Here is a 26546-nt window from a genome sequence, read left to right on the forward strand (position 1 = left end):
CCAACCCACCCCCCCCCCCCCCCCCCCCCCCCCCCCCCCCCCCCCCCCCCCCCCCCCCCCCCCCCCCCGCCCCCCCCCCCCCCCGCCCCCCCCCCCCCCCCCCCCCCCCCACGACCTGCTTCACTGCAACGCGCGGAAGTCGTCGATCCAGGCATAACCCGGTGTCGACATGGCGTCGCCGCGAGGTTGCACGGTCAGCGTCGCGAAGACGCTGTTCAGCAACCACGGCGCCTTGGTCGCACTCCAGTTGGCCGTCATCGACGGGATCTGGCGGAAGCCGTACGTCGCCACTGCGAGCCGTCCGGTGCTGCGGAAGCGCTGCAGTTCGTCGCGCAGAAAGTGCTTCCTGGACTCGAACCACGGGCTGCCGGCCAGCAGATCGTTCCACTTCCGCGAAGGGAACGGATGCTTGATCGCATCGCCGACGACCTGCCAGAACTGCATGTCCGCCGGGTAGCCGTACCGCCGGGCGAACGCCTCAGGGATGGGGTCGGTCAGGTGCTGTTGCCAGTACCAGACCAGCGAGAACTCGGTGACCAGGAAGGTCTGGTCGGGCCTCAGCCTGGGCAGGGCGTAGTCGAGAAAGTCCTGGATCGCGGCCTCGTCGGCGACGTGCGGATGCAGGTCGACGCCCTCGAGCTCGGGCGTCTCGCGGACGAACCGCAGGTACCGCTCGACCGCCGGGGTGCGGTTCTGTGGGAGATCGAGCCGGTTCAGTGCGCCGAGGTAGAGATGGGTCTTCGCCGCCATCCGGTCGCGCACCGAGATCACGTGCCGCGCGACCGTTTCGTAGAACTCGTTGAGCCGCTGATCACGCTCGGCGGGCAGGCTCTCGATGAACGGCTCGTTGCCGATGGTCACCACGTCGGCCGTCCCGAGCACCTCCGGCAGCACCCGATCGAGCCGCGCCAACTCCGCCGCCATCTCCGGGCTACCCGGCCGCGGAAACGACACGTTGGTCTTCGGAAACTTCAAGCTGAGCAGGGTTTTGTAACCGCGCTCGTGGGCCTGACGGATGACCTTGATCGTCTCACTCTGCGCCGGCGGCAACTTGTCGGCTTCCGGCAGCGCGTAAAAGCCCCGCACCCAACTGGCGTCTGCCGACCGCAGCTCGCGGTAGTTCAGCTGGTCGAGGTTCTCGTTGTAGTTGGCGCCCAGGGCTCCCAGTGCCGGCAATGGCTCGGCCAGTGTCGGCGGCAGGTCTGCCTTGTGCGCCGGGGCGGCAGCCGCTTGGCTGCCGCTCACCAGGATCAGCGCACCGACCAGTGCGACGAGTCGGCGTCTCACACGTGCCGCCGGCGTTGGACGTACAGGCGGTTGCTTTGTGGGCCGGTCCATTCCATTCGGACGACGCCGGGGACTGCGGCGTCGGCGGTGCGGGAGGGGTCTGCCCAGTAGCCGAAGGCGGGATTGCGGAAGAAGGTGGCCCACAGGTGGCCGGAGGCGTCCTCGAACACGTTGTTGTGGCCGGCGCCGACGCCTGCGGTCCATCTGTGCGAGTAGGGACCTTCGAAGCGATCGGAGACCGCCATGATCAGGTCGTACTGGTATTGCGTCCGGCCCGGTGCTGGTGGGTCGTACGCGTTGCGCGCACTGCCGTCGGGGTTGGTCGAGGCACGGTCCCAGGCGGCGTGCATGAGGTAGTACTTTCCGCCGTACCGGAAGACGTACGCGCCCTCGAGATAGGGCTCCGGCGCGTACGGCGACTGGTCGAACGTGGGCAGCGCCGTGGTCGGGACGATGTCCTCCATGTCATCGCGGAACGGTGCGTACAGGTTGTTGTGCAGGACCAGCCACGCCTTGTCGTCCTCGGAGTACAGCCCGCCGTCGATGTGGTGGTACGCACCGGGCAGCACGAACGCGGGTCCGCCGATGAACGAGTCCCCGAACGGCTTCTCGTAGTTGCCCTGAGCAACCCTGTACGGTCCCTCCACGCCGCCTTCACTGATCAGCAGGAACGAGCCGACCTTGCGCGAGTGGTCCCCCATGCAGGCGACGATGCACCAGGTTCCCTGGAAGTAGTGCAGTTCCGGAGCCCAGACGTTGCCCCGCTTGCCGAACTGCTCGTCGTACCAGTACTCCTGCCACGGGGCGACGACCGTACGACCCGGCCGGTTCTCGTCGGCGAACTCGGGCGACCAGACCTTCCCGCGCTCCGCGTCCGGCCGGATCCCCGTGGTGTCCGCGAGTCGCCACGGACCGTGCAGCGAGGGCGCTGTCCAGACGAAGATGCCGTCGTTCCACGGTCCCGCCGACGGACGGCCCGGTACGCGCGTCGTACCGGTCGCGACGTACACCGGACGGCCGTCGACGACGAAGCAGTTGACGTACGTGTCGCGCATCCACACCCGGCCGAGCTCCGCGTCCCGCGCCCGGTGCTCGAGCGGCAGCACGAACGAGTTGTCGTCCCGCGGCCACAGATCGAGCCTGGTGTCCGCGAGTCCGTACGGCTGCTCCTCGGGCCAGGCCTCCGGGTAGCGGCGGTGCGCGGCGTACGACGTCGCCGGCAGCCCAGTTGCCCCCGCGATCCCCGCGATACCGGCCAGAACCGACCTTCTCTTGATCTCCATGGCCACACGCTAATGAGCACCATTTCAACGGAGAACAGACGGCAAAAAAGTTTCAGCGGGGCTGTCGGATCGGTGCGACGGCGTTCGTTGCTGAGGTATGACCAACCAGAGCAAGAACGTCACTTACACCTTCGATGTCTTCAGCAGCCTTGACGGGTTCGGGGCGCACACCGGCGACTGGGGCGGGTACTGGGGCAAGCAGGGGCCGGAGTTCCTGGCACACCGGCTCTCCCAGTTCAGCGAGGACCAGCGGATGGTGTTCGGCGCGAACACCATGCGGGACCAGCTGCAGATGCTGTCCGCGGGCATCGACCCCGAGATTCTCGACGCGTGGGTGCCCCGGATGCAGGCGCTGCCCGCAACGGTGATCTCGTCGACAATGCGGGCCCCGCTGGACTGGCCGGACGCGACCGTCGTGGGCGGCGATCCGGTTGAGATCGTGCGCCGGCTCAAGACCGAGTCCGACGTACCGCTGCGCTCGCACGGCAGCCTCGCGCTGAACCAGACGCTGCTCGCCGCGGGTCTGGTCGACTACATCCAGCTGACCGTCTTCCCGGTCCTCACCGGCCGGACCGGCGTGGGGCCGATCTTCCGGGGCGAGGACTTCGACCTCGAACTCGTCTCGGCGAAGACGTTCGACGGCAACACCCAGGAGCTCATCTACCGTCCGTCGCTGCACGTTGCACGGTGAGCCCGGACGCGAGCAGGGCGACCGTGCGGCGGGCGTCGTACCGCCGGTCGTCGTTCGCGCCGATGCAAAGGTTGCCGATGGCCCGCATGAACTCGATCGCCTGGATGTCGGTCCGGACGATCTCGCCGGCCGCACCCGCGGCGGCGAGCAGGTCGGCGCACACCGGCACCAGCCGATCGAGGAAATACGTATGCAACGCCTCGAACCCCTCCCCCTGGCTCAGCGCACCCGGCAACCCGTGCTTGGTGACCAGGAAGTCGACGAAGTCGTCGACCCAGCGCAGCAGCGCGGCGTACGGCGTCGGCTCGGACTTCAGGTACTCCGGACCGGCCTGCGCGCACGCCTCGACCTGATGCCGGTACACGGCCACGACCAGCTCGGCCCGGCTCGGGAAGTGCCGGTAGACCGTCCCGACGCCCACCCCGGCCCGCGCGGCGATGTCCCGCACCGGTGCGTCGATCCCGGACGCCACGAACGCAGCCGCGGCCGCGTCGAGCAGCGCGCGCTCGTTCCGCCGTACGTCGGCCCGCTTCCTCGCCTCCGGCACACGTCCTCCTTGTGAATCGGAACGTCGTTCCGTATTGTCGTTAGCGGATCAATGTTCCGCTTTGCCTCCATCATGACATCCGGGGAAGGACAACTCATGCAGTACCGCACTCTCGGGCACACCGGCGTACAGGTCAGCTCGCTGGCACTCGGCGCGATGAACTTCGGAGCGATCGGGCGCACCGGCCAGGACGAGGTCACCGCGATGATCGACCGCGCCCTCACCGCCGGCATCAACCTGATCGACACCGCCGACATGTACTCGAACGGCCAGTCCGAGGAGCTCGTCGGCGCCGCGATCGCAGGCCGCCGCGACGACGTCGTACTCGCCACCAAGGGCGGCCTGCCGATGGGCGAGGACCGCAACCAGCGCGGCAGCTCCCGGCGCTGGCTGACCACCGCGCTCGACAACAGCCTGCGGCGACTGGGCGTCGAGTACGTCGACCTGTATCAGGTGCACCGCTGGGATCCGGCGGTCAGCGACGAAGAGACCCTCGCCGCGCTCACCGACCTGCAGCGCGCGGGCAAGATCAGGTACTTCGGTACGTCGGAGTACCCGGCGTACCGACTGGTCGAGTCGCAATGGACCGCCGAGCGGCACGGCCTGAGCCGATTCGTCACCGAGCAGCCGAACTACTCCATCCTGCAGCGCGGCGCCGAGGCCGAGATGCTGCCGGTCGCGCAGCAGTACGGACTCGGGGTCCTGACGTGGAGCCCGCTGGCTTCGGGGTGGCTGTCGGGTGCTGTCCGCGCGGGGCGGGAGGTGACGACGAGCCGGTCCGCGTTCATGCCGGATCGCTTCGACACCACGATCCCCGCCAATGCCGCGAAGCTGGACGCGGTCGAGAAGCTCGCGAAGGTCGCGGAACAGGCGGGCCTGACGATGATTCAGCTCGCGCTCGGGTTCGTCACCGCGCACCCCGGGGTGACCAGTGCGCTGATCGGCCCGCGGACGATCGAACATCTCGAGTCGCAGCTCGCGGCGGCCGGCACCGTCCTGCCCACCGACGTACTGGACGCGATCGACGAGATCGTTGCTCCAGGCATCGACCTTGCCGTGGCGGAGAAGATCGCCGTCGTCCCCTCGTTGACCGATCCGGCCCTGCGGCGGCGTGGATGAAGCCGGTCAGCTTCGGCATCATGACGCCACCGATGCAGACCTCGTACGAGGACCTGCTGCGGGTCTGGCAGCAGGCCGATGCGGCGCCCGAGATCGAGCACGCGTGGCTGTTCGACCACCTGATGCCGATCGGCGGGCCGCCGGACGGGCCGATCTTCGAGGGCTGGACGCTGCTCGCCGCGCTGGCTGCGCAGACGCGGCGGCTGCGCCTCGGGGTGATGGTCACGAGCAACCGGTTCCGGCCGCCGGCGATGCTGGCGAAGATCGCGACCACGGTCGACATCGTGTCCGGCGGGCGGCTCGACTTCGGCATCGGTGCCGGTTCGCGCCCGAGCCATCCGCTGGCGCGCCGCGAGTACGACGGGCACGGCCTGCCGTACGACGATTTCGGCGACTCCGTCGACGCGCTCGCCGAGGCGTGCACCGTGATCCGTCGCCTGTGGACCGAGACCGAGCCGTTCGACTTCCGGGGCACCCACGTCCAACTGACCGGTGCCCTCGGCAACCCACGGCCCGCTCAACCGCCGCCGATCCTGATCGGCGGCCGCTCCGCCCGGACCCTGCGCGTCGCCGCCGCCCACGCCGACCTGTGGAACATCCCGTCCGACACCGGCATCGCAGACGCGATCGAACGCAGCGCCCGCCTCGACCGCTACTGCCTCGAACTCGACCGAGACCCCGCCACGATCACCCGCTCGATGGTCATCCCGTACACCACACCCGAATCCACCCGCCACACAGCCGAAGCCGCCATCGCCGCCGGCTTCACCCACCTTGTCCTGATCCTCGCACCGCCTTGGCCGCCGGGGATCATCGACGTGATCACCCGAACCATCCAAGCCACAGCAGTCTGACCCCATCAGCCAGAGCTCACGCGAGAGCAGCGTTGCCCAGCAGGCCGAAGTGGTGCAGGGTGCGCTGAGCTACCTGGTGTGGGGCGAGTGCGCTGGTGTCGATGACCAGCTCGTCCAGGTTGGCTGCGTCGAGGCGTACAGCGATCTCGTCGCAACGCTCCAGGTGCCACTCGAGGGCAGCCCGCTGACTCGCGCTGTAGCGACCTTGCAACCGTTGCCTGGTCACCTCAGCATCGGCCGTGAGCCGAACCATCCGTACAGGGCCCTCGACCGCGGCCTCGTACCGCTCCCGAGCGGCCGGCGTCGAGATCACCCCACACATGACCAACTGCCGCGGCCCCACCGACCGATACCGCTTCCACACTGCGGCGATGTTGTCCGCCTCGACCAGCACGTTGTCCGGGTCGGCCGGCGGCCAGGAACGGTGGAACCAGTCGACATCCATCAGGCTGAACGGCCGACCCACTTGGGCAAGCAAATCCCCAAGGTGTTCGAGGGTTGACGACTTACCGACGCCGTAGCCGCCGTTCAGGAAGATCGCGTACTCCGGCGACACGTCGGCACTCACCCCACCATCGTCTCCTGCTGTGCACATCAGCACCTAAACCGGGTGACGGCGGCGGACGGTCTCGCCACAATGGCCGACGTGGACAAGGTCGAGGTTGTCGTCGCGCACAGTCAGCGCGCCACGCTGCGCGTCGGCGACACGTTCCTGAAGATCGACTCCGAACCGTCCAACCTGGACGTCGAAGTCGAGGCGATGAGGTTGGTTCCGGTTCCGACACCTGAGGTTCTGTGGCGGAAGCCGCAGGTGCTCGCGCTCGCCGCCGTACAGGGCACCGCACTCGGTCGACTCGGTGAGCCGTCGACCGCCTCGCCGGCAGCGTGGGCCGCGGCTGGTGCCGCCGTACGAACACTCCACGACGCGCCGCTCCCGCCTTGGACCGCTCCGAACGTCGACGCCGTCGCAGCGAACCTCGACCGCGCATGCGAATGGCTGCTGTCCAACGACGTACTGCCCGCCGATCTGGTCAAGCGCAACCGTGAGGTCGCTCAGGCAGCGCTCCGTCCGTGGACGCCCGTGTTCACACACGGCGATCTGCAGATCAGCCATGTGTTCCTCGACGACGACAAGGTCACCGGCATCATCGACTGGTCCGAGGCCAGTCGTGGGGACGCGCTGTTCGACCTCGCCATCCTCACGCTCGGACACGAGGAACATCTCGACGAGTTGCTCGCCGGCTACGGCACCGACGTGGACGTGGACGTGATCCGCGCCTGGTGGTCGCTGCGGAGCCTGGGCGCGGCGCGCTGGCTCATCGAGCACGGCTTCGACCCGAACTCACCGGGCTGCGAGTTCGACGTACTCAGAGCCCGGATGTGAGCCCTATGAGCGGTCGTAGTGCGACGGCGGGAACGGGTGCCGATCGGTGATCGGGTAGATCTCGCCCTCGGACTCCTCGCGACGCCGCTCCGCCTCGGCTTCCTGGTACTCGTCGGTGTCGCGCACGTCGGTCGGCACCGGATCATCCGTCGCCGGCGGTACCTCGTCCGGGTCGTAGTCGTCGACACCGGCCGCGACGCGTTCCTCTTCGGTACGGCGCGCCAGCTCGTCGTCGTCCGGGCTCTGTGGGGCGCCGCCGTGCTCGCGACGGTCGCGCCGGGCATTCTCGGACGTCTCGAAGGGTTCCTGGGTCATGGTTCCTCCTCGATCACACCGTACGCACGGTCGTCCCCTGAAGGAACAGCAGCCGTGCCGCCGGTACGCCACTGATGGGCAACAGCTACGGCCAGATGGACGGCGGCGTCGACCGTGCACTCGCCAACCACTGGCCCGGAGTCCAACGCGCCGTGTGGGCAGCAATCGCCGACAACCACCACGGCTACCTCCCAGTCGGATCAGCCACCATCACTCGCCTGGCCACCCCCGGATTCGGCACCGGCTACGGCCGCGTCCCACCCCACCGAGCAGCCCATCTAATGGCCACCGCCCACACCATGCACCGCCTCCCCCCGACCACTCAGATCAGCCACCGCGAGTCCCTACTCCAACACTCGTAGCGTCACGCCGTTCGCTGCGGGCTTGGTACTTACGGCATCTAGTCTGGGGGCCGTGCAAATTCCCGGTGTCGGTGTTGAACTTCTGCGGCGCGAGGCCGATGAGTCGCAGCTTGCGGCGTGGAGCGACGTGATGCGTACGGTAGGCGCGATCGAGCGCGGCGAGTATGCGCCCGCGCCTGCTCAGTCCCCCGAGCGTCTCCGCGAGCAGCTCACCGACCCGAGGACGACTCGGTGGGCCGGTCACCTGGACGGGACGCTGATCGGTGCAGCGGAAGTCCGTCCCGCCGGCGAGCCGAACACGGCCTTTACCCGGATCTACGTCCTGCCTGACGCGCGTGGCCACGGCGTCGGTCGGTCGCTGCTCACTCAGGTGGTACGCCACCAGCAAGCGGCCGGTACGCAGATTCTCGCCACGACGGTTCTCGCGGACACACCCGGCGCGAGGTACGCACTCCAGCTCGGCGCCACGATCGGCGACGAACTCGTCATCAACGTACTGGACTTTGCGACCCTCGACCGAACCGCCCTCGAACGAACCGTCAACACCGATCATGACGGCTACCACCTGGCGCATTGGTCCGGTCGCACTCCGGACCACCTACTCAACTCCTATGCCTCGGCGAAGCGCGCAATCGTCGATGCACCCAACAACCATCTGCCGCCGAATGCGGTGGTCGCGTGGGACGGCGACTTCATACGCCAGAGTGAGCGCGAACGTGCCGAGCGCGGAGCCGAGCTGTGGGTCACCGCCGCCGTCGCCGCCGGCACCTCCACGGTGGCAGCATTCACCGCCGTGGAGGTCGGCCGCTCGAGCATCGACGTAGGCCAGGAAGACACCGTCGTGGTCGGCGAGCATCGACGACAGGGACTGGCAACCTGGGTGAAGGCCGCCATGGCGCTCCGGCTCGCCGACGAATTGCCGACCGTACGTCGCCTGTCCAGCACCACCGCCATCGCCAACACCGGCATGCGAACAGTCAACGCCCGCACGGGATTCCGCGAACTAACCCGACGCCAACTCATCACCATCGACCTCACCACCCTGGCCAAGCGCCTCCAAGCCTGACGCTCCCACCACCCCTCAACCCTAAACAGGTGCGACCGGTGGGACCGGGACAGCAGGCTGGTGATCGATTACCCGGCCTCACGATTCAGCGGACGCCTCCGACCGTCGACCTGCAGGCTCAGTTGATCGGAACGCTGAAGGTCGACGCCGCAACAGACTGGTTGGTACTTCGCATGGAGGTCAGCGCGCCAGTCGGCGACGGCCGGCGCCCCATGCGCTTCGAGATCAGCTACCAGCTTGTCGACGTCGCTTGGCCGACAGGCTGGAGCACCGCGATCCGTGACGGCGAGGTTGCCTTGATCGATGCCATGGGGCAGACAGCCGCCCACTTGGGCGACGAGGTGTCCGTCGGGGGAGGTTTCGTGACCCCCGAGCAGGCCGACGCCATCCCATGCACAGGTCACCAGTCCGTGTTCCGGGCCAGCGGGCTCTCGGGCCCTTGACCCAGCTCGCCTCCTCCATGCCATTAACACCGAGCCACCGGACAGCGGTCCGCTCCCGCCCAGCCGCCGTCCGTCAGCGTTCCTGGTTGTCCAGCCACGTACCGCCCGTTGTCGCTCACTCACGATCTCGGCGTAGGAGGACAGTACTCAGTCGAGGGCCTGGGCGATCTCCCACACGTTGCCTGCCGGGTCTGCGAAAGCTGCGGTGCGCCTGCCCCACGGGCGATCGATCGGGCCGTTCAGCAGGGTGACGCCATGCGCCTGTAGCTCCGCGGCGGCCGCGTCAGCGTCGTCGACTCGGACTGTGTAGAGCGCCCGAGCACCGCCGGTCGGCGCGGCGACCGCATTCGGCGCGATCAAGGTGGGTGCTTCGCCGACAGTGATCAGGTTGAGCATCAGGTTTCGCAGCCTGAGCAAGGCCGAGTCGGCGTCCTCGAAGATCACCTCGAGACCGAACACGTCGAGGTAGAACATCTTGCAAGCCGCTACGTCCTCGACGAACAAGGTGATGACCTCGAGCTCGTCGAGGCCTTTGATCGGGCTGGTCCTCGTCATGCTGCTCTCCTGCTGCGTTGGGGCCGCTTGCCGGCCGCGGGTCTTTGACGACAACATCGAGACCCCACGACAGATCTCGACATTCTCGCCAAACCTCTCGCCTTCTGACAGCTCTATCGGGCCAGAACTGCAACCGCCTGCCGTTGGGGTCTCGGCCGTGGCACTGGATGGCACAGAGCGACCGCTCGCGCTGGGTGGTTGCGAGCCGACGACGAGACCTTCCCCGACCTCCAACTCTCGGGCACTTAGCCTCCCAGCTCATACAAAAGGCCGGCCTCCCGAGTGGGAAACCGGCCTCTGACCTGCGGTGGAGCTTAGGGGATTCGAACCCCTGACCTCTTCCATGCCATGGAAGCGCGCTACCAACTGCGCCAAAGCCCCGCGGTGTCTTGCGACTCCGGAAGTTTAGCGGATGAGTGCCTGCAAAGAAAAATCGGTTCCCTCGTGGGGCGGATGTGGTTCAGAACACCTGCAGAAGGTGGGGGGTTAGCTGGGGAACTCGTGGCCTGGAACAGGAAATAACCAGTGCCCACCCACCACTTCCTGTCGCACCCAACCACTCACCCACCGCGGGTTCGCGGCGGGCTCGGGGTGGGTCAGCGTTGGGGGTCGTCGCTCATTACTGGTTCGGGGAGGGAGCCTGCGTTCCATTCTTCGATGCGCCAGCCTTGGCGGCCGGGGAGGAGGGAGACCCAATTGCAGTTGGAGAGGCCGCCGAAAGCCGACCAGTTGGCCTCGGGGATGCCGAGGAACAGGCAGATGCCGACGCGGGCGGCCATGCCGTGGGTGGCGATGACGATGGTGTCCTCGGACGTGCCCTCCGCGGAGATCCGGGTGAGTGCGTCGGCGAAGCGGTCCGCGACCTCTTCGACGGTTTCGCCGTTGGTGCCGCGGCGTTGCGGTTCGCCGCTGGTCAGGCGGGCCTCGGCCTCGGGGTTGATCGCGGCGAGTTCGGCGCGGGTGAGGCCGGCCCAGTCGTCGACGTCGATCTCGCGGAGCGCTTCGTCGTACTCGACCTTGAGGCCGGTCAGTGCGGCAAGCTCACCGGCGGTGGCAGCGGCGCGCTGCAGATCGCTGGCGAACAGGCGGGTCGGGGCGAGCGACGCCAGCCGGGCAGCAGCCGCACGAGCCTGGGCGAAGCCCACCTCGTCGAGCGGGATGTCCGCCTGGCCTTGCATCTTGTCCTGCAGGTTCCACTCGGTCCGGCCGTGCCGCCAGACGATCAGCCGTCCCGCGCTCATTCAGCGGAGGCCGAACCGGGCACGGGCGACGGCAGCGGGATGACCGGGCAGTCGCGCCAGAGCCGCTCGAGGGAGTAGAACGCGCGCTCCTCGTCGTGCTGGACGTGAATGACGATCTCCAGGTAGTCGAGCAGCACCCAGCGGCCCTCGCGCGCGCCTTCGCGGCGGACCGGCTTGGCGTCGAAGTCGAGGCGGAGCTTCTCCTCGATCGCGTCGACGATCGCCCGCACCTGCCGGTCGTTGGAGGCGGACGCGACCAGGAACGCGTCGGTGATCGCGAGCTGCTCGGACACGTCGAACGCCAGAACGTTCTCGGCCTTCTTGTCGTGGGCCGCCTCGGCCGCCGCGGTGAGCAGTTCGATGGCGCGATCGGTTGCTGGCATTTGGTTCCTAACGGTTGGTGTAGAGCTCACGCTTGGCGATGTACTGGACGATGCCGTCGGGCACCAGGTACCAGGTCGGGTTGCCCTTGGCGACCCGGGCCCGGCATTCGGTCGACGAGATCGCCAGCGCCGGCACCTCGAGCAGGGTGATCCGATCCATCGGCAACCGGTCGAGCGGCAGCTCGAGTCCCTCGGTCCCCGGTCGCGTACAGCCGACGAACTGGGCGAGCTTGAACATCTCGTCGACGTCCCGCCAGGTGAGGATCTGGGCGAGCGCGTCGGCACCGGTGATGAAGAACAGCTCGGCGTCCGGGTACAGCCGGGACAGGTCCCGCAGCGTGTCGATCGTGTACGTCGGCCCGGGCCGGTCGATGTCGACGCGGCTGACCGAGAACCGCGGGTTGGACGCGGTCGCGATCACGGTCATCAGGTACCGGTCTTCGGCCGGGGAGACCTTGCGGTCCGACTTCTGCCAGGGCTGGCCGGTCGGTACGAAGATCACCTCGTCCAGGTCGAAGTACGCCTGGACCTCGCTGGCCGCGACCAAGTGACCGTGATGGATCGGGTCGAACGTGCCACCCATCACGCCGATGCGTCGTATCCGCTCCACGCCAGCCACTTTCGAGCCGCTCAGCTGTGCGGCCGGCCCTTGCCCATGATGACGGTGACGAGCAGCAGCAGGACGAGCACGAACAGCGCGAACCCGCCGAACCACCACTTCGAGATGTGTGAGGCGTCGACCGCGGCCTCTTCGACGGCCGCAAGCTGCGGCACCAGGAGCGTGAACATGAGGCAGAGCCTATCTCGTGACCGCGGGGACAGCAGCGACCGGTGGCCAACAGGCACACCGGTCGCGAACAGTCAGGTCAGCGGTGGCGGGCGGTACGGGTCAGCAGCCGGCGCCACGTGGACGGGACGGCGTGTGCACGGCGCGCCTGTGCCGCGACGCGGTGCCGCTCGTCGATGCGGGCACGGGCAACATCTGGGGTGATCATGGTTCCTTCACTGGGTTGGTACGGCGGAACCGGGGCGGACTCTCCCCGGTACCTCAAATTGTACGGCAGGAGTTACGCTCTCACAAACGAATTAAAGGCACGATGCATTCTCAGCCTTAGAATCTGCGGTGAACAGGAGGAGTCATGGACGCGATCGACCGGCAGCTGATCGAGGCGCTGCGGCTGAACGGACGCTCCAGCTGGGCCGAGCTCGGCCGCGAGGTCGGCCTGTCCGGCCCGAGCGTCCAGGAGCGCGTCCGGCGCCTCGAGGAGCGCGGCGTCCTGCTCGGCTACCGCGCGGTCGTCGCCCCGGACCAGGTCGGCCTCGGCACCAGCGCGCTCATCGGCCTGTTCCAGCGCGACGACGTCGAGACCGACGACATCGTCGAGCAGGTCCGGGAGATCCCCGCGGTCGAGGACTGCTGGTTCGTCGCCGGCGACCAGGAGCTCGTCGTCAAGATCCGGGTCGCCGACGTCACCCAACTGGAGGCGGTCGTCGGTTCGCTGCGCCGCGTGAACGGTGTGGTCAGGACACGGACGACTGTTGTGCTGTCGACCCGCTGGGAAGGACGTCCCGCGCCGTTGCCCGAGTGAGCAGCAGCACGGCACCAGCGGCGAGCGCCAGGCCGGCGGCGACGGGGTAGAGCAGTCGTGGTGCGTGCTGGTACGTCGTACCGCCGATCGCCGGCGCGAGGAACATCCCGCTGATCGACGCGGCGGCGTACAGGCTGGAGTACCGGCCGACCATCCCGTCCGGCGCAGCGTCGGCGACATGCGCGGTCGCGGTCGGTTTGTAGAGCATCTCCCCCGCGGTCATCACGGCGATCGCCACCGCAGCGCCGGCGAGTACTGGCCAGGCGCCGAAGGCCGCCAGCGCGACGACCGCCTGTCCGAGGCCGATGCACGCGAAGCCGGCTGCGATCACGCGGGTCGCGCGATGGCCGCGGAGCCGTACGGCGAGCGGCGCTTCGAACAGCACGATCACGACCGAGCTGCCACCGAGCAGTACGCCGTACGCGACAGCCGGTGTGCCCGCGTCGTGGAGCAGCAACGGCAGGGTCGCGAAGATCTGCCGGTAGACCGTGTCGACGACCACGATCGTCGCGAGCACGATCAGGACCTGACGATCTCGAAGGACCGTCTTCCACAATCCGATTGTCGACAATGCCTTTGTCTGCCGTGCGTTCGGCACCCAGCGCCACACGATCGCGGCCATCACCAAGCTGGTGACGGCGTCGACGAAGAAGACGAGCTGGAAGTCGTACGTCGCGAGCAGGCCGCCGAGCGGTGGGCCGATCGTGAAGCCTGCGTTGGTCGCGGTGCGGGACAGGGCGATGCCTTCGCGGCGACGTTCGGCAGGGAGTGAGGTCGCGACGAGGGCGCTGAGGTTCGGGCGACCGGCTCCACCGAACAGGCCGGCTAGTGCGGCGACGAGGGCGATCGACGGGCCGGGTACGAAAGGCATCGCGATACAGCTGACTGCCCACAGCAGTTGGCTGGCGAGCGCCACCGTACGCAGACCGAAGCGATCGCCGAACCAGCCGCCCCCGAGGTTCCCGCCGACCAGCCCGACGCCGTACGCCGCCGCAGCGAAGCCGGCCTGCTGCGCCGACATGCCGCGGTCCTCGACGAGGTACAGCGTGAGGTACACCCACGCGAGCGCGCCGGCCCCGTTGACCAGCTGGCCGACCATCACCGCCTTCAGCCAGGTGGGTAGCTCCGCGATCCGTCGCCAGTACACGGCCGCCCCTTGCAGTAGAGTGAGTTCCTGTTGGGAACTTAATGGGCCGGAGGTCGGGTCCGCAACTGGAATCGAAGGAGGAACGACGTGCGGCGGAGCACCTTCTCACCCGAGCCGGACTGTGCGATCGCGCAGTCCCTGGGTGTCATCGGCGACGGCTGGGAGTTGCTGATCGTCCGCGACCTGGCGCGCGGGCTGACCCGGTTCGACGAGCTCGCGGGCTCGTTGCACATCTCGCGGAAGGTGCTGACCGAGCGGCTCAACGGGCTGGTGGACAGTCAGATTGTTGACAAAACCGCCTACCAGGACCGTCCGACCCGGTACGCGTACCAGCTCACGCCCCGCGGACGCGCCCTGCTGCCGGTGCTCGTCGCATTGCAGGACTGGGGCGACCGGTGGCTGCTCGGCGACGGGTCGCTCACTGGCACGAACACCGCGGACGATCTGCCTGCGCAGCGCCTGCAGGAACTCGTCGGGCAGCGCGTGCCGTACGTCGGCCTGCCGTCGACCGCGGGGACAACGGTCGATGTGGTGGATGCCGAGGCGCGCGCGACCGTCCTGTTCGGGTACCCGGCGACCGGGCGGCCGACGCCGCTGCCGGAGGGCTGGGACGACATCGCGGGGACCACCGGTTGCACCTTGGAGAACCGGCTCTTCGCCGGGCGGTACGACGAGTTCGCGGCGAAGGGGATTGCGATTCGTGGCGTGAGTACGCAGCGGCCTGATGAGCAGAAGGCGTTCGCCGAGGTGGAGAAGGTCCCGCACCTGCTGCTGTCGGATCTGGAGCTGGAGTTGGCGGCGGCGCTGCGGCTACCGACGTTCCGGGCCGGCGGGTACGAGCGGTTGAAACGGGTCGTCCTGGTGGTCGGCGCGGACCGCACGGTGCAGGCAGTGCGCTACCCCGTCACCGACATCGCAGACACAGTCGACTGGGCCCTCACCACAACACGACACTGACGCCCGACCCGGCACGGCACGACGCTGAGGCTCGGTGTGGTGTCGGGGTTTGCTACTGCTGGAAGAAGGTCTTCACCTCGGTGGCGATTCGGCGTACGGCTTCGGGCTTGCCGGTGGGGTTGACGCCGCCGGGGTCCGAGGACGAACCGTGGTCGTAGCCGTCGAACTCGATCCGACGGACATGCGGCAGCACGTTCTCCAACGTGGCGCGGCCGGGACGCAACCCCGGGAGACCCTTGGTGCCACCGAGCAGCAGGACCTCCGCATCGACAGACGCGAACGCATCGAAGGTGCCGCCGAGCTCCGCAACGATCGTCCCCTCGGCGTGGATCGTCGGCGCCAGCTGCCGCATGGTGATCGTGTCGCCGTCGGCCGAACGCTCCTCCTTCGCCATCATCTTCTCGGTCGTCCAGCGGAGTAGACCGCGCGGCATCACCTTCAGGAACGCCGGCGCCATCTCGAACCCGAACATGCTGGTCACCATCGCGGCGGCCACGTCCCCCTGTGCGATCTCCTGATCGAAGCGGGCGAGCCACTCCCGGTGCGGCGCACCTTCCGCGACGATCGCGGGCTCGTAGAGCGCAATCTGCTTGAGAGAGGTGAGAGTGCGAGCCGCCTCCAGAACGACCGCTCCCCCGGCACTGATGCCGAACGCGCGCTCGGCGCCGGCCGCGGTGAGCACAGCCTCCAGGTCCTCGACCTCAGTGCGGACGCCGTGGTCCGGGCGGTGCGGACCGGAGAGCCCTCGGCCGCGACGATCCGGGAGGTAGACCGTGAAGTCGTCGGCCAGCGCCTCGGCGAAGAGGGTGTGACTGCGGGCCGACTCCATACTGCCGTGGAGGACGACGACCGCGGGGCCGGTCCCGGTCTTGTAGTACCCGATCTCGGTGCCGTCGCGGGAGGTGACGGCCCCCTGGGTCAGTTCTGCTGCGCTCATGGATCGATAGTTACATAGACTCTAGTTACATTGCAACTAGTTTCAATGCCCCTTAGAGTGAGGGCGTGACTTTTCGACGCTCATCGCTGGCGCTGGCGATCCTCGGCCTGCTCGAGAACGGGCCCCTGCATCCGTACGGGATCCAGCGGCTGATCAAGCAATGGGGCAAGGACCAGGTCGTCAATGTCGGGCAGCGGACCAGCCTGTACCGGATGATCGTGCGGCTGGAGGAGGCCGATCTGATCACCGTCGGCTCGACGGAGCGCGACGAGCGCTACCCGGAGCGGACGGTGTACCAGCTGACCGACCAGGGGCGGGAGGTGTGCCGGAGCTGGCTGGCCGAGATTCTGACCACGCCGCGGAACGAGTTCCCGGAGTTTCCGGCGGGGTTGTCGTTCGTGATGCTGCTCCCGCCGAAGACGGCGGGTGAACTGCTCGGTCAGCGCCGAGAGCTGCTGACCAAGCGGATCGCGGAGTTGCAGCTGGAGCTGCGGACGAAGGTGGACGGGCAGCCGATCCCCCGGTTCGCGTTGCTGGAGACGGAGTACCAGGTCGCGGTCACGGTCGCCGAGGCGAAATGGATCGACGGCATCCTCCACGACCTGCGGACCGGGAAGCTCAGCTGGGCGCCGGGCCCGGCATGACAGCTCCGGTCGTCGACATCTGGTGGGCGGACGTCGACGAGGCGCGCGACGAGTTCGTACAAGACCTGGACGAGGTGGAGCGCGAGCGGTTGGCGGCGTACGTACGGGACGTCGACAAGGCGCGGTTCCTGCTGGGCGTGACGATCGTCCGGCGCGTCCTGGCCGCGCGATTCTCGTTGCCTGCGGCAAAGATCGACCTGGACCGGACGTGCGCGGAGTGCGGGAAGCCGCACGGGAAGGTGCGCGCAGCCGGCGTGGAGTTGTCCGTGACGCATTCCGGTGAGCTGGTGGGTGTCGCGTTCTCCGACCGGCCGGTGGGGCTCGATGTGGAGCAGGTGGATCCGGGGCTGGACGTCGACGCCTTGGCGCGGATGGCTTTGAGCGCGGGCGAGGCTCAGGAGCTCAGTGGGTACGACGGGATCGCGAAGGTGCGCGCGTTCACGACGTACTGGACTCGGAAAGAGGCAGTGCTCAAGGCGACCGGAGAAGGATTGCGCGGGGACCTGCGCGCGGAGGTACCCGCTGGGATCCACGTGCAGGCGCTCGAGGTGCGGGCCGATCATCGAGCGGCGCTTGCGGTGGTAGCCGACGAGCCACCGCTCGTACGCCTGCATGAGGCAGCCGTCGTCCTGCACTGAGCGATGCAGCAGCGTCCTGCACTGAGCGATGCACTGAGCTACCAGCGCGCAACGATCAGGTCCGGATCTGGCCTTCGCCGGTGACGATGTACTTGGTCGAGGTCATCTCCGGCAGCCCCATCGGCCCGCGCGCGTGCAGCTTCTGGGTGGAGATGCCGATCTCGGCGCCGAAGCCGAACTCGCCGCCGTCGGTGAAGCGGGTGCTCGCGTTCACCACCACCGCGGCCGAGTCGACCGCCTGCGTGAACCGCCGCGCGGCCGCCTGCGAACGGGTGATGATCGCCTCGGTGTGACCCGAGCTGTACTGCCGGATGTGCTGCACCGCGCCCTCGAGCGAGTCGACGACCGCGGCCGACAGATCGAGCGAGTTGTACTCCGTCGCGAAGTCCTCCTCGGTCGCCGCCACCACACCGGACTGATCCTTGCCAGCAGCAACTACTGACGGATCGCCGTGCACGATCACGCCGGCCTCAGCCAGCGCGGGCAGCGCCCGGGCGAGGAACTCGTCCGCCACCGACGCGTGCACGAGCAGGGATTCGGCGGCGTTGCAGACGCTCGGTCGCTGGATCTTCGAGTTCAGCAGGATCTCCAGCCCGAGCTCGAGATCCGCGTCCGCGTCCACGTACACGTGGCAGTTGCCGACCCCGGTCTCGATCACCGGTACGGACGACTCGCTCACCACCGCCTGGATCAGCCCGGCGCCACCCCGCGGGATCAGTACGTCGACCAGCCCGCGCGCCTGCATCAATTCCTTCACCGCGGCCCGATCCGTCGGTACGCCCTGCACGACGTCCGCCGGCAGCCCGGCCGACTCGGCAGCGTCCCGCAGTACAGCGATGATCGCTGCGTTCGAGGCGGCCGCGGACGACGAACCGCGCAGCAGCACCGCGTTGCCGGACTTCAGGCAGATACCGGCCGCGTCGGCGGTCACGTTCGGGCGGGCCTCGTAGACGATGCCGACCACGCCGAACGGTACGCGCACCTGACGGAGCTCGAGCCCGTTCGGCAGGGTGTACCCGCGGACGACCTCCCCCACCGGATCGGCCAGGCCGGCCAACTGCTCCAGCCCGACGGCCATCCCGTCGACACGCGCCGGGTTCAGGGCCAGGCGATCGACCGTGGATTCGGGCGTACCGGCCTCACGGGCCGCCGCCACGTCCTTCGCGTTCGCCGCGACGATCGTGTCGGTGTGCTCACGCAGCGCTGCCGCCATCGCGTGCAGCGCCGAGTCCTTGGTCGCCCGGGACGCCTCCGCCAATGCGTACGACGCCACCCGCGCCCGCCGCGCCAACTCGATGATCTCGCTCACGCCCTCATCGTATTGCCCTGGCGCAGTCCCGGCGGAGCCGCATCTCACCAGGCAACGGTGGTAGGCGGACGCCGGCCACTCACCAAACCACCGCACGCGGCCACAATCACGCTCACCGCCGGCGGCACGCGGCCGGTAAGGCTGCGTTGATGAGTGGTGGAGGTCCGCCTTACCGGCGACGCTGGCGGCAGGGGTGGCTGGTCGGTGGTGCAGGTCCGCGTTCAGCGGCGACGTAGGCGCGGGACAAGTGGTGTCGTGATCAGGCCGGGTGCGTAGCGGCGCAGTACGGCAAGACTGCGCGAGGTGGGTGCCGGCGTGCAGACCGAATCCCGTCAGGGCCGCCTGAAACAACCGGCCGCGGCCACCCAGCCGGACGTGCAGTGCCGCTTCCAGGGTCAGGCGGTTGGGGCTGTCACAGGAGGACGAGGTCGTCGCGGTGGACTACTTCGCGCTCGTACGCCGCGCCGAGCTCGCGGGCCAGGTCGCGGGTTGAGCGGCCCAGGAGGGCGGGGAGCTCGGAGGAGTCGTAGTTGACCAGGCCGCGGGCGATCGTCACGCCGGTCGGCGAGACCATGTCGACCGGGTCGCCGGCGGAGAAAGTCCCTTCCACCGCGGAGATCCCGGCCGGAAGCAGCGACGCCCGGCGTTGCGTCAACGCCTTGACCGCACCTTCGTCCAACCGCAGGATGCCCTGCCCGGAGGTCGCGTGTGCCAGCCACAGCAGCCGCGTCTTGCGGCGCCGGCCGGTCGGATGGAACAGGGTGCCGACCGGGTCACCGCGGAGTGCCTCGCCGACACGCGCGGCCGACGTCAGGACCACCGGAATCCCTGCCTCGGTGGCGATTGCGGCCGCCTCGACCTTCGTCTGCATGCCGCCGGTGCCGACACCGGACGCCCCGGTCTTCCCGATCGCGAGCGGTTCGAGATCGGCAGCGCCGCGGATCTCGGTCACCATCGACGTACCGGCCTTGCGCGGATCGCCGTCGTACAGGCCGTCGACGTCGGACAGCAACAGCAACAGGTCGGCATGCACGAGATGGCTGGTCAGTGCGGCCAGCCGGTCGTTGTCACCGAAGCGGATCTCGGTGGTCGCGACCGTGTCGTTCTCGTTCACGATCGGTACGACGCCCAGCTCGAGCAGTCGCGCAAAGGTCCGGAACGCGTTGCGGTAGTGCGATCGCCGCGTCACGTCGTCGACGGTCAGCAGCACCTGCCCGACCCGCAGACCGTGCGCGGCGAAGGCGTCGCTGTAGCGGGCCATCAGCAGCCCCTGGCCGACCGATGCCGCCGCCTGCTGCGTCGCCAGGTCCCGCGGTCGGGCCCGCAGACCCATCGGCGCCAGCCCGGCGGCGATCGCGCCGGAGGAGACCAGTACGACCTCGGTCCCCTCGACCCGCCGCGCCGAGATGGCGTCGACGAGCAGCCGCAGCCGCTCCAGGTCGATCCGGCCGCGCTGCGTCAGCGACGACGAGCCGACCTTGACGACGATCCGCGTTGCATTCGATACCTCTGCGCGCCCTGCTGTGGGGTGCACCGTCATGAAATCAACCGTTCTGGTCGAGTTCCTCGGCCGCGGCCAGCTCGCGCGCTTCCTTGCGCGCCTGCTTCGCCGCGGCCACTGCCGCTCGTTTCGCCTCGGCCGGGGACAGGTCGACGTCGTCGTTGTCCCAGTTGCCGCCGTACTCCGACCAGTCCTCGGTCCGCTCCCCCTCGCGGAAGGCGTGGTACTCCGAGTCCTTCTTCTGCCGCCGTTGCGCCGCCGGACGAGCCTCTTCGAGCCGGTGGTCCTCGCCACGACGGGCCAGGATCTCCGCGCCGGCCAGGATGTCCGGAGCGAAGTCGAAGACGATCGCGTTCGGCCCGTCGCCGATCACGACCGCGTCGCCCGGGTTCGCACCGAGCTTGAGCAGCTCCTCCTCGACACCGAGCCGGTTCAGCCGGTCCGCCAGGTAGCCGGTGGCCTCCGCGTTCGCGAAGTCGGTCTGCTTCACCCAGCGCTCGGGCTTCTCGCCCTGCACCAGCCAGCCGCCGTCGTCCGGCAGCTTCTTCACCTTGAACTCAGGCCCGCCCTGCGCGTGCGGCCGGATCACGATCCGCGTGGTGTCGGGCTTCTCGACCTCGGCGCGCCGCCGTACGACGATGTCGGCCATCGCGAACTTGAGCGCCTCGAGCCCCTCGTGCGACGCGGTCGAGATCGGGAACACCCGGTACCCGCGCTGCTCCAGCTCGGCCTGCACCATCTCCGCGATCTCCCGCGCGTCCGGTACGTCGATCTTGTTCAGGGCAACCATCCGCGGCCGGTCCTCGAGCCCGCCGTGCGCCCGCAGCTCCGCCTCGATCGTGTCGAGGTCGCTGAGCGGATCCCGGCCCGGCTCGTACGTCGCGCAGTCGATGACGTGGACGAGCGCGGCGCAACGCTCCACGTGCCGCAGGAAATCGTGCCCGAGTCCGCGGCCCTCGCTCGCGCCCTCGATCAGGCCCGGTACGTCGGCGACCGTGAAGGTGGTGTCGCCGGCGACGACGACCCCGAGGTTCGGAATCAGAGTGGTGAACGGGTAGTCGGCGATCTTCGGGCGGGCGCGGCTGATCGACGCGACCAGCGACGACTTGCCCGCGCTCGGGAAGCCGACCAGGCCGATGTCGGCGACGACCTTCAGCTCCAGGACGAGGGTGCGCTCCTCGCCGTCCTCACCGAGCAGTGCGAACCCGGGGGCCTTGCGCGCGCTGCTCGCCAGCGCCGCATTCCCCAGGCCGCCCTTGCCGCCCTGCGCCGCGACGAACTCGGCGCCCGGACCGACCAGATCCGCCAGTACCTCGCCGTTCGCGGCGCTGATCACGGTGCCGTCGGGCACGCCGAGGACCACGTCGCCGCCGTTGCTGCCGGCCTGGTGGTCCCCCTTGCCCTGGGCCCCGTTCGTCGCGGTGCGGTGGCTGGAGCGGTGGTAGTCGACGAGCGTCGTCACGTCCGGGTCGACGCGCAGGATCACGCTGCCGCCGTCGCCGCCGTTGCCGCCGTCGGGACCGCCGAGCGGCTTGAACTTCTCCCGGTGCACCGAGGCGCAGCCGTTCCCGCCACGGCCCGCGGCAACCTGCACCGTGACCCGGTCGACGAAACTGGGAATTGCCATCGGTGTTTCTCTACTTCCTGTCGGAGCCACCTCCCCCGCCCCGAGCGAAGCGAGGGGTTGCTGGTGGCCACTATCCCCCGCCCCGAGCGGAGCGAGGGTGGTCCTTTATCCCCCGCCCCGAGCGGAGCGAGGGTGGTCTTCTTCGTTCTTTCCCTTGAGACAGCAAAAGGGCGGGTGCGCGGTATTCCGCGACCCGCCCTTGTGCAGAGCTTCGTGAACCGGGTGGCGGTGTTACTCCGCCGGCGCCGGGACGATGTTGACGACGCGACGACCGCGCCGGGTGCCGAACTCCACGTGGCCCTCGGCGAGCGCGAACAGCGTGTCGTCGCCGCCACGGCCGACCAGGTTGCCCGGGTGGAAGTGCGTGCCGCGCTGCCGGACGATGATCTCGCCGGCGTTGACCAGCTGACCGCCGTACCGCTTCACGCCGAGGCGCTGGGCGTTGGAGTCACGACCGTTGCGGGTCGAGGCCGCTCCCTTTTTGTGTGCCATCTGTTGATCAGCTCACTTCTTCTTCGAGTCGATCGCGGTGACCTTGACCTGGGTGTAGTGCTGACGGTGCCCCTGGCGCTTCCGGTAACCGGTCTTGTTCTTGTACTTGAGGATGTTGATCTTGGGGCCCTTGGTACGGCCGAGGACCTCGGCCGACACAGCCACATTGGCCAGCGCCGCAGCGTCGGCCGTCACGGTGTCGCCATCGACGACGAGGACCGCAGGCAGCGACACAGTGTCGCCGACCTGGTCGGTCAGGCTGTCGATCTCGATGACATCGCCGACGGCGACCTTCTGCTGGGTGCCGCCACTGCGCACGATCGCGTACACCGTGGATCTCACTCTCTGCTGGATCGGAAACGAACGGGTGTGATGGTGTGAGGCCGTCGCGAGGACGAGATCCTCACACACTTACACACCGACACGAGTAGGGTGCGCCGAGCGCACCCGCTCAACTTTACAGGGTTGAGCCTGCAAAGTTGAAATCGGCTTAGCTGCCGGTGGTGACGAGCTCCGATGCCTCGGATCCGTCACCTTCGGTAGCGGTCTTGCTCCGGCTGCGGCTGCTGCGCCGCCGCCGGGTGCTCTTCGAGGCGCCGTTCTGCGCCGCTTCGGCACCGCTCGCTGCCTCGTTCCCGTCCGCGGCCTCGGCTGCGGCGGTAGCGGGCTCAGGAGTGGCGTCCGGGGCCGGGAAGCCGGTGGCCTCGGGGCTGACGTGCTCGTCGGCGCCCGCGGCGACCGGGTAGCCGGTCGGTTCCGGCGTACCTTCGGCGGTCCCGTCGTCCTTCTTCACCGACGCGGCAGCGATCTGGGCCAGCTTCTGGGCGGCGTCGCCGTTGGCCGGCGACGCCTCGGCCTCGGCGACCTGCTCGTCGTCGCCACGGCCCTTGCCGCGACGCCGGCGCGAGCTCTTCCGGCCACCTTCCTCGGCCTGACCGGACTTGCCCTGGTCGTGACCGTTCTGCTGGCCGTTCCCGTTCCCGTTGCCGTTCGCGTTGCTGCCGCCGCCGTTCTGGCCGTTGCGGCCGTCCTTGCGACGGGACTCCTTCGGCTCGTCGTGCAGGATCAGCCCGCGGCCACCGCAGTGGTCGCAGTTCTCGCTGAACGCCTCGAGCAGTCCGGTACCGATCCGCTTCCGGGTCATCTGGACCAGGCCGAGCGAGGTCACCTCGGCGACCTGGTGCTTGGTCCGGTCCCGGCCCAGGCACTCGACCAGCCGGCGCAGGACCAGGTCGCGGTTCGACTCGAGCACCATGTCGATGAAGTCGATGACGATGATGCCGCCGATGTCGCGGAGCCGGAGCTGCCGGACGATCTCCTCGGCCGCCTCCAGGTTGTTCTTGGTGACGGTCTCCTCGAGGTTTCCGCCGGACCCGGTGAACTTGCCGGTGTTCACGTCGACCACCGTCATCGCCTCGGTACGGTCGATGATCAGCGAGCCGCCGGACGGCAGCCAGACCTTGCGGTCGAGCGCCTTCTTGATCTGCTCGTCGATCCGGAAGTTCGCGAAGACGTCGCCGTCGCCGCCCCACTTCTCGACCCGGTCGGCCAGGTGCGGCGCGACGCCCTCGACGTACTCCCGGACCTGGTCGTACGCGTGGTCGCCGGAGATCACCAGCTTCGCGAAGTCCTCGGTGAACAGGTCCCGTACGACGCGGATCAGCAGATCCGGCTCGCCGTACAGCAACTGCGGCGCCTGCCCGTTCTTGGACTTCTTCTCGATGTCCTCCCAGGCGGCCTGCAGGCGGCTGACGTCGGAGGTCAGCTCCTCCTCGGACGCCCCCTCGGCGGCGGTCCGGACGATCACGCCGGCCTCGTCGGGGACGATGTCCTTGAGGATCGTCTTCAGCCGGTTCCGCTCGGTGTCGGGCAGCTTGCGGCTGATGCCGCCGTTGCCACCGCGCGGTACGTACACGACGTACCGGCCGGGCAGGCTGATCTGGTTCGTCAGGCGGGCACCCTTGTGGCCGATCGGGTCCTTGGTCACCTGGACCAGGACCGCCTGACCGGACTTCAGCACCTGCTCGATCTTCCGCGGGCCGTTGGCGCCACCAAGCGTGGCCCAGTCCACCTCACCGGCGTACAGCACCGCGTTGCGGCCCTTGCCGATGTCGATGAACGCGGCCTCCATGCTGGGCAGCACGTTCTGTACGCGGCCGAGGTACACGTTGCCGATCAGCGACGTCTGCTCGGCGGTGGTGACGTAGTGCTCGACCAGGACGTTGTCCTCGGAGACCGCGATCTGGGTCAGGTCGTCGCGCGACCGGATCACCATCGTCCGCTCGACCGACTCGCGGCGGGCCAGGAACTCGGCCTCGGTCACGATCGGCGCGCGGCGGCGGCCGGCGGCGCGGCCCTCGCGGCGGCGCTGCTTCTTCGCCTCCAGGCGAGTGGAGCCCTCGACCGCGGTGATCTCGTTCGCGGTGTTCTTGCTGCGGGGTTCGCGGACCCGTACGACGGTCTCGTCCGGGTCGTCGGCGGCACCACCGCTGTCCTCGCCCTTGCGGCGGCGACGACGGCGGCGCCGGCGCGACGATCCACCGGCCTCGTCGTCCTCGCCCGACTCTGCCGCGCCGTCCTGGGCCGTACCGTCCTGGTCGGCGGCGTCGGACCGGCCGTCCTGCTCCGCGTCGTCGTCCTGCTCGTCGTCGGAGGTCTCGTCGGCGCTGTCATCGGCACCGTCCGCGTCACCGGACTTGCGGCGACGACGGCCACCGCGACGGCGGCGCCGGCGGCGAGTCCCCTCGCCACCTTCGTCGCCATCGTCACCCTGACCATCGGAGTGCGCCTCAACCTCAGCCTCGGCGTCGTCAGCCTCGGCGTCGGTGCGGTTGTCGGCCTGGCCGTCGGACTTGCGCCCGGACTGTCCGTCGGTGCGGTTCTCCGCGTCACCGTCGGCGCGCGCGGCGGCGCGGTTGCCCGAGCGGTTACCGCGGCGGCTGGAGCGGCCCGTCGGCGCGGCTTCCTCGTCAGTTGCCACCTCGACGGTCACGCCGGTGCCTGAGGTGCTGACGGCCTGCGGCTGGTTGTCGGCCGCGCCGGCCTCGGCCTGACGGGCGTCAGCGCTGCGGGCGTCCGTGCTGCGGGCGTCCGTGTCGCGGGGTTCGGCGTCGCGGCCGCGGCGGCTCCGGCGGCGGCGGGTGCCGGCCGGCTGCTCGTCGGTCCCCGGCTCCGGGGTGCTCTGGGTGCTCTCGGCCTCCGCCTGCGCCTGCGCCTGCGCGGCTGCCTCGGCAGCCTGCTGCGCGTCGGTCGGCGCCTGGAACAGCACCGCTGCGGCAGCTGCAGGACGTCGGCGCGAACGCCGGGCGCTCGGCGCAGCGGTCGCGCTGTCCGACGCCTGACCCGTCGCGTCCGCCGACCCACCAGCAGCCACATCCGCAGCCGGGGTGTTGGCAGCTCCGGCCTGAGCGTTGGAGGTCCCGGTCTGGGCGCTGGCGGCCTGGCCGGTGGTCCCGGCGTCAGCGGTGCCGGCGGTGGTCTTAGCGGTGCGGCGGCGGGAGGTGGTCTTCCGCGCGGGAGCCTCGGCCGGGGTCTCGGCCGTGGCGGCTGACGCGTCAGCGACCGGGCCGTCGGTGACCGGGGAGTCGGTGCTCACCAGGTCCGGAGCGGCGGCCGCCTTCTTGCTCGTACGCTTGCGCGTCGTCTTCTTGGCCGCGGACGCGCTCTCCACGACCGGCTGGGCGATCGGCGCAGCGACCGACTCGGCGCCTGCCGCGGTGCCTGCCTCAGTGGCCGGCTCGGAGGCCGGCGGGAAGATGGCGTCGGCCGTCTTCTTCGTGGCGCGCTTCGCGGTCTTCTTGGCGGGCGCCTTCGCCGCGGCCTTCTTGGCCGGGGCCTTCTTCGCGACGGCCTTCTTGGCGGCCGCCTTCTTCGCCGGCGCCGGGGCCGGGTCGGCCACCTGGTCGTCGGACTGGGTCGGAACGGCCGTCGCGTCGGCGGCGGCCTTCTTCACCGTGCGCTTGCGCGTCGCGGTGGTCTTCTTCGCGGCGGGGGCCTTCTTGGCGGCCGCTTTCGTCGAGCGCTGCCGCGTGGAAGCGGCGGGCTGGGCGGTGGCAGCCGTACCGGCTGCGTCGGTGGTCGGCTCGTTGTCGAGCATGTAGTGCGGGTCTCCTCAAGCCCTGCGGCGCATCCCTGACCCCTGTCACGGGTCCGGGCGCCGGCCGCAAGGCGGTCAC

The 26546-nt window shown here is 69.1% G+C and carries 29 protein-coding genes and 1 tRNA gene; 10 read left to right on the forward strand and 20 right to left on the reverse strand.

All coding sequences use genetic code 11. From position 1 onward, the window contains the following. Positions 1 to 120: 120 nt before the first annotated feature. Both ACGFI6_RS01690 and ACGFI6_RS01695 read right to left on the reverse strand, forming a co-directional pair. A complete protein-coding gene (locus ACGFI6_RS01690; protein ID WP_393114425.1) occupies positions 121 to 1287 on the reverse strand; it encodes a hypothetical protein in 1167 nt (388 codons plus the stop codon). After that, positions 1284 to 2570, reverse strand: coding sequence for a family 43 glycosylhydrolase (locus ACGFI6_RS01695; protein ID WP_393114428.1), 1287 nt, complete (start codon positions 2568 to 2570; stop codon positions 1284 to 1286). The genes ACGFI6_RS01690 and ACGFI6_RS01695 overlap by 4 nt, the downstream gene beginning before the upstream one ends. Before the next feature lie 97 nt (positions 2571 to 2667). On the opposite strand from ACGFI6_RS01695, the gene ACGFI6_RS01700 reads away from it, so the two are divergent. Further along, positions 2668 to 3261, forward strand: coding sequence for a dihydrofolate reductase family protein (locus tag ACGFI6_RS01700; protein WP_393114431.1), 594 nt, complete (start codon positions 2668 to 2670; stop codon positions 3259 to 3261). On the opposite strand, the gene ACGFI6_RS01705 is transcribed toward ACGFI6_RS01700, so the two are convergent. Next, entirely contained in the window at positions 3227 to 3808 is a 582-nt protein-coding gene (locus tag ACGFI6_RS01705) for a TetR/AcrR family transcriptional regulator (RefSeq protein WP_393114434.1), read from the reverse strand. The genes ACGFI6_RS01700 and ACGFI6_RS01705 overlap by 35 nt on opposite strands. A 96-nt stretch (positions 3809 to 3904) precedes the next feature. Between ACGFI6_RS01705 and ACGFI6_RS01710 the strand changes: the two genes are divergently transcribed. Together ACGFI6_RS01710 and ACGFI6_RS01715 are read left to right on the forward strand one after the other, a co-directional pair. Continuing rightward, complete coding sequence (locus ACGFI6_RS01710) at positions 3905 to 4927, forward strand: aldo/keto reductase (RefSeq protein ID WP_393114437.1); 1023 nt, start codon at positions 3905 to 3907, stop codon at positions 4925 to 4927. Then, entirely contained in the window at positions 4924 to 5781 is an 858-nt protein-coding gene (locus tag ACGFI6_RS01715) for an LLM class flavin-dependent oxidoreductase (RefSeq protein ID WP_393114440.1), read from the forward strand. The genes ACGFI6_RS01710 and ACGFI6_RS01715 overlap by 4 nt, the downstream gene beginning before the upstream one ends. Before the next feature lie 16 nt (positions 5782 to 5797). On the opposite strand, the gene ACGFI6_RS01720 is transcribed toward ACGFI6_RS01715, so the two are convergent. After that, entirely contained in the window at positions 5798 to 6349 is a 552-nt protein-coding gene (locus ACGFI6_RS01720) for a hypothetical protein (protein WP_393114442.1), read from the reverse strand. A gap of 78 nt (positions 6350 to 6427) precedes the next feature. On the opposite strand from ACGFI6_RS01720, the gene ACGFI6_RS01725 reads away from it, so the two are divergent. Beyond that, on the forward strand, positions 6428 to 7165 hold the full coding sequence (locus ACGFI6_RS01725) for a phosphotransferase family protein (RefSeq protein ID WP_393114445.1): 738 nt from the start codon (positions 6428 to 6430) through the stop codon (positions 7163 to 7165). A gap of 3 nt (positions 7166 to 7168) precedes the next feature. On the opposite strand, the gene ACGFI6_RS01730 is transcribed toward ACGFI6_RS01725, so the two are convergent. Then, positions 7169 to 7480 carry a hypothetical protein gene (locus ACGFI6_RS01730; protein ID WP_393114448.1) on the reverse strand — a complete coding sequence of 104 codons (312 nt, stop codon included), beginning with the start codon at positions 7478 to 7480 and terminating at the stop codon, positions 7169 to 7171. Between the two features lie 492 nt (positions 7481 to 7972). On the opposite strand from ACGFI6_RS01730, the gene ACGFI6_RS01735 reads away from it, so the two are divergent. Both ACGFI6_RS01735 and ACGFI6_RS01740 read left to right on the forward strand, forming a co-directional pair. Next, positions 7973 to 8908 (forward strand): GNAT family N-acetyltransferase, encoded by a 936-nt coding sequence (locus ACGFI6_RS01735; RefSeq protein ID WP_393114451.1) that lies wholly within the window; start codon positions 7973 to 7975, stop codon positions 8906 to 8908. A 38-nt stretch (positions 8909 to 8946) separates the two neighbouring features. Further along, entirely contained in the window at positions 8947 to 9351 is a 405-nt protein-coding gene (locus tag ACGFI6_RS01740) for a hypothetical protein (protein WP_393114454.1), read from the forward strand. A 147-nt stretch (positions 9352 to 9498) separates the two neighbouring features. Here ACGFI6_RS01740 and ACGFI6_RS01745 read toward each other — a convergent pair whose 3' ends face one another. The 7 genes from ACGFI6_RS01745 to ACGFI6_RS01775 all read right to left on the reverse strand — a co-directional run bounded on the left by ACGFI6_RS01745 (position 9499) and on the right by ACGFI6_RS01775 (position 12525). Continuing rightward, positions 9499 to 9906 carry a VOC family protein gene (locus ACGFI6_RS01745; RefSeq protein ID WP_393114457.1) on the reverse strand — a complete coding sequence of 136 codons (408 nt, stop codon included), beginning with the start codon at positions 9904 to 9906 and terminating at the stop codon, positions 9499 to 9501. Between the two features lie 308 nt (positions 9907 to 10214). After that, positions 10215 to 10287, reverse strand: a tRNA-Ala gene (locus ACGFI6_RS01750). Positions 10288 to 10502: 215 nt separating this feature from the next. Then, on the reverse strand, positions 10503 to 11147 hold the full coding sequence (locus ACGFI6_RS01755) for a histidine phosphatase family protein (RefSeq protein WP_393114460.1): 645 nt from the start codon (positions 11145 to 11147) through the stop codon (positions 10503 to 10505). Continuing rightward, a complete protein-coding gene (gene rsfS / locus ACGFI6_RS01760; RefSeq protein ID WP_393114463.1) occupies positions 11144 to 11530 on the reverse strand; it encodes a ribosome silencing factor in 387 nt (128 codons plus the stop codon). The genes ACGFI6_RS01755 and rsfS overlap by 4 nt, the downstream gene beginning before the upstream one ends. A gap of 7 nt (positions 11531 to 11537) precedes the next feature. After that, positions 11538 to 12149, reverse strand: coding sequence for a nicotinate-nucleotide adenylyltransferase (gene nadD, locus ACGFI6_RS01765; protein ID WP_393114466.1), 612 nt, complete (start codon positions 12147 to 12149; stop codon positions 11538 to 11540). 11 nt (positions 12150 to 12160) lie between these two features. Next, on the reverse strand, positions 12161 to 12319 hold the full coding sequence (locus ACGFI6_RS01770; protein WP_393114468.1) for a hypothetical protein: 159 nt from the start codon (positions 12317 to 12319) through the stop codon (positions 12161 to 12163). A gap of 77 nt (positions 12320 to 12396) precedes the next feature. Beyond that, positions 12397 to 12525 (reverse strand): hypothetical protein, encoded by a 129-nt coding sequence (locus ACGFI6_RS01775; protein WP_393114470.1) that lies wholly within the window; start codon positions 12523 to 12525, stop codon positions 12397 to 12399. A 144-nt stretch (positions 12526 to 12669) separates the two neighbouring features. Between ACGFI6_RS01775 and ACGFI6_RS01780 the strand changes: the two genes are divergently transcribed. Then, the gene (locus tag ACGFI6_RS01780; RefSeq protein WP_393114473.1) at positions 12670 to 13119 is read left to right on the forward strand and encodes an Lrp/AsnC family transcriptional regulator; all 450 of its coding nucleotides are present in this window, start codon (positions 12670 to 12672) and stop codon (positions 13117 to 13119) included. On the opposite strand, the gene ACGFI6_RS01785 is transcribed toward ACGFI6_RS01780, so the two are convergent. Continuing rightward, complete coding sequence (locus ACGFI6_RS01785; protein ID WP_393114475.1) at positions 13052 to 14266, reverse strand: MFS transporter; 1215 nt, start codon at positions 14264 to 14266, stop codon at positions 13052 to 13054. The two genes, ACGFI6_RS01780 and ACGFI6_RS01785, sit on opposite strands and share 68 nt — an antisense overlap. An 87-nt stretch (positions 14267 to 14353) precedes the next feature. Between ACGFI6_RS01785 and ACGFI6_RS01790 the strand changes: the two genes are divergently transcribed. After that, on the forward strand, positions 14354 to 15223 hold the full coding sequence (locus ACGFI6_RS01790) for a winged helix-turn-helix transcriptional regulator (protein WP_393114478.1): 870 nt from the start codon (positions 14354 to 14356) through the stop codon (positions 15221 to 15223). 52 nt (positions 15224 to 15275) lie between these two features. On the opposite strand, the gene ACGFI6_RS01795 is transcribed toward ACGFI6_RS01790, so the two are convergent. Continuing rightward, positions 15276 to 16160, reverse strand: coding sequence for an alpha/beta fold hydrolase (locus tag ACGFI6_RS01795; protein ID WP_393114480.1), 885 nt, complete (start codon positions 16158 to 16160; stop codon positions 15276 to 15278). A 65-nt stretch (positions 16161 to 16225) separates the two neighbouring features. Here ACGFI6_RS01795 and ACGFI6_RS01800 point away from each other — a divergent pair, with 65 nt between their 5' ends. Then, entirely contained in the window at positions 16226 to 16804 is a 579-nt protein-coding gene (locus ACGFI6_RS01800) for a PadR family transcriptional regulator (RefSeq protein ID WP_393114482.1), read from the forward strand. After that, on the forward strand, positions 16801 to 17442 hold the full coding sequence (locus ACGFI6_RS01805) for a 4'-phosphopantetheinyl transferase family protein (RefSeq protein ID WP_393114485.1): 642 nt from the start codon (positions 16801 to 16803) through the stop codon (positions 17440 to 17442). The genes ACGFI6_RS01800 and ACGFI6_RS01805 overlap by 4 nt, the downstream gene beginning before the upstream one ends. A gap of 55 nt (positions 17443 to 17497) precedes the next feature. Here the strand turns inward: ACGFI6_RS01805 and ACGFI6_RS01810 are convergent, their stop codons facing one another. The 6 genes from ACGFI6_RS01810 to ACGFI6_RS01835 form a co-directional block, all read right to left on the reverse strand. Next, a complete protein-coding gene (locus ACGFI6_RS01810) occupies positions 17498 to 18751 on the reverse strand; it encodes a glutamate-5-semialdehyde dehydrogenase (protein ID WP_393114486.1) in 1254 nt (417 codons plus the stop codon). A gap of 412 nt (positions 18752 to 19163) precedes the next feature. Further along, the gene (proB, locus tag ACGFI6_RS01815) at positions 19164 to 20291 is read right to left on the reverse strand and encodes a glutamate 5-kinase (RefSeq protein ID WP_393114488.1); all 1128 of its coding nucleotides are present in this window, start codon (positions 20289 to 20291) and stop codon (positions 19164 to 19166) included. A 4-nt stretch (positions 20292 to 20295) separates the two neighbouring features. Continuing rightward, complete coding sequence (obgE, locus tag ACGFI6_RS01820) at positions 20296 to 21879, reverse strand: GTPase ObgE (RefSeq protein WP_393114490.1); 1584 nt, start codon at positions 21877 to 21879, stop codon at positions 20296 to 20298. A gap of 231 nt (positions 21880 to 22110) precedes the next feature. Beyond that, on the reverse strand, positions 22111 to 22371 hold the full coding sequence (rpmA, locus tag ACGFI6_RS01825) for a 50S ribosomal protein L27 (protein WP_130381076.1): 261 nt from the start codon (positions 22369 to 22371) through the stop codon (positions 22111 to 22113). A 12-nt stretch (positions 22372 to 22383) separates the two neighbouring features. Then, positions 22384 to 22701, reverse strand: a complete 318-nt coding sequence (rplU, locus tag ACGFI6_RS01830) for a 50S ribosomal protein L21 (RefSeq protein ID WP_393114492.1) — start codon at positions 22699 to 22701, stop codon at positions 22384 to 22386. A gap of 160 nt (positions 22702 to 22861) precedes the next feature. After that, entirely contained in the window at positions 22862 to 26467 is a 3606-nt protein-coding gene (locus tag ACGFI6_RS01835; protein ID WP_393114494.1) for an Rne/Rng family ribonuclease, read from the reverse strand. Between the last annotated feature and the right edge of the window lie 79 nt (positions 26468 to 26546).

It is taken from the genome of Kribbella sp. NPDC048928, assembly GCF_043197975.1.
GTDB lineage: Bacteria > Actinomycetota > Actinomycetes > Propionibacteriales > Kribbellaceae > Kribbella.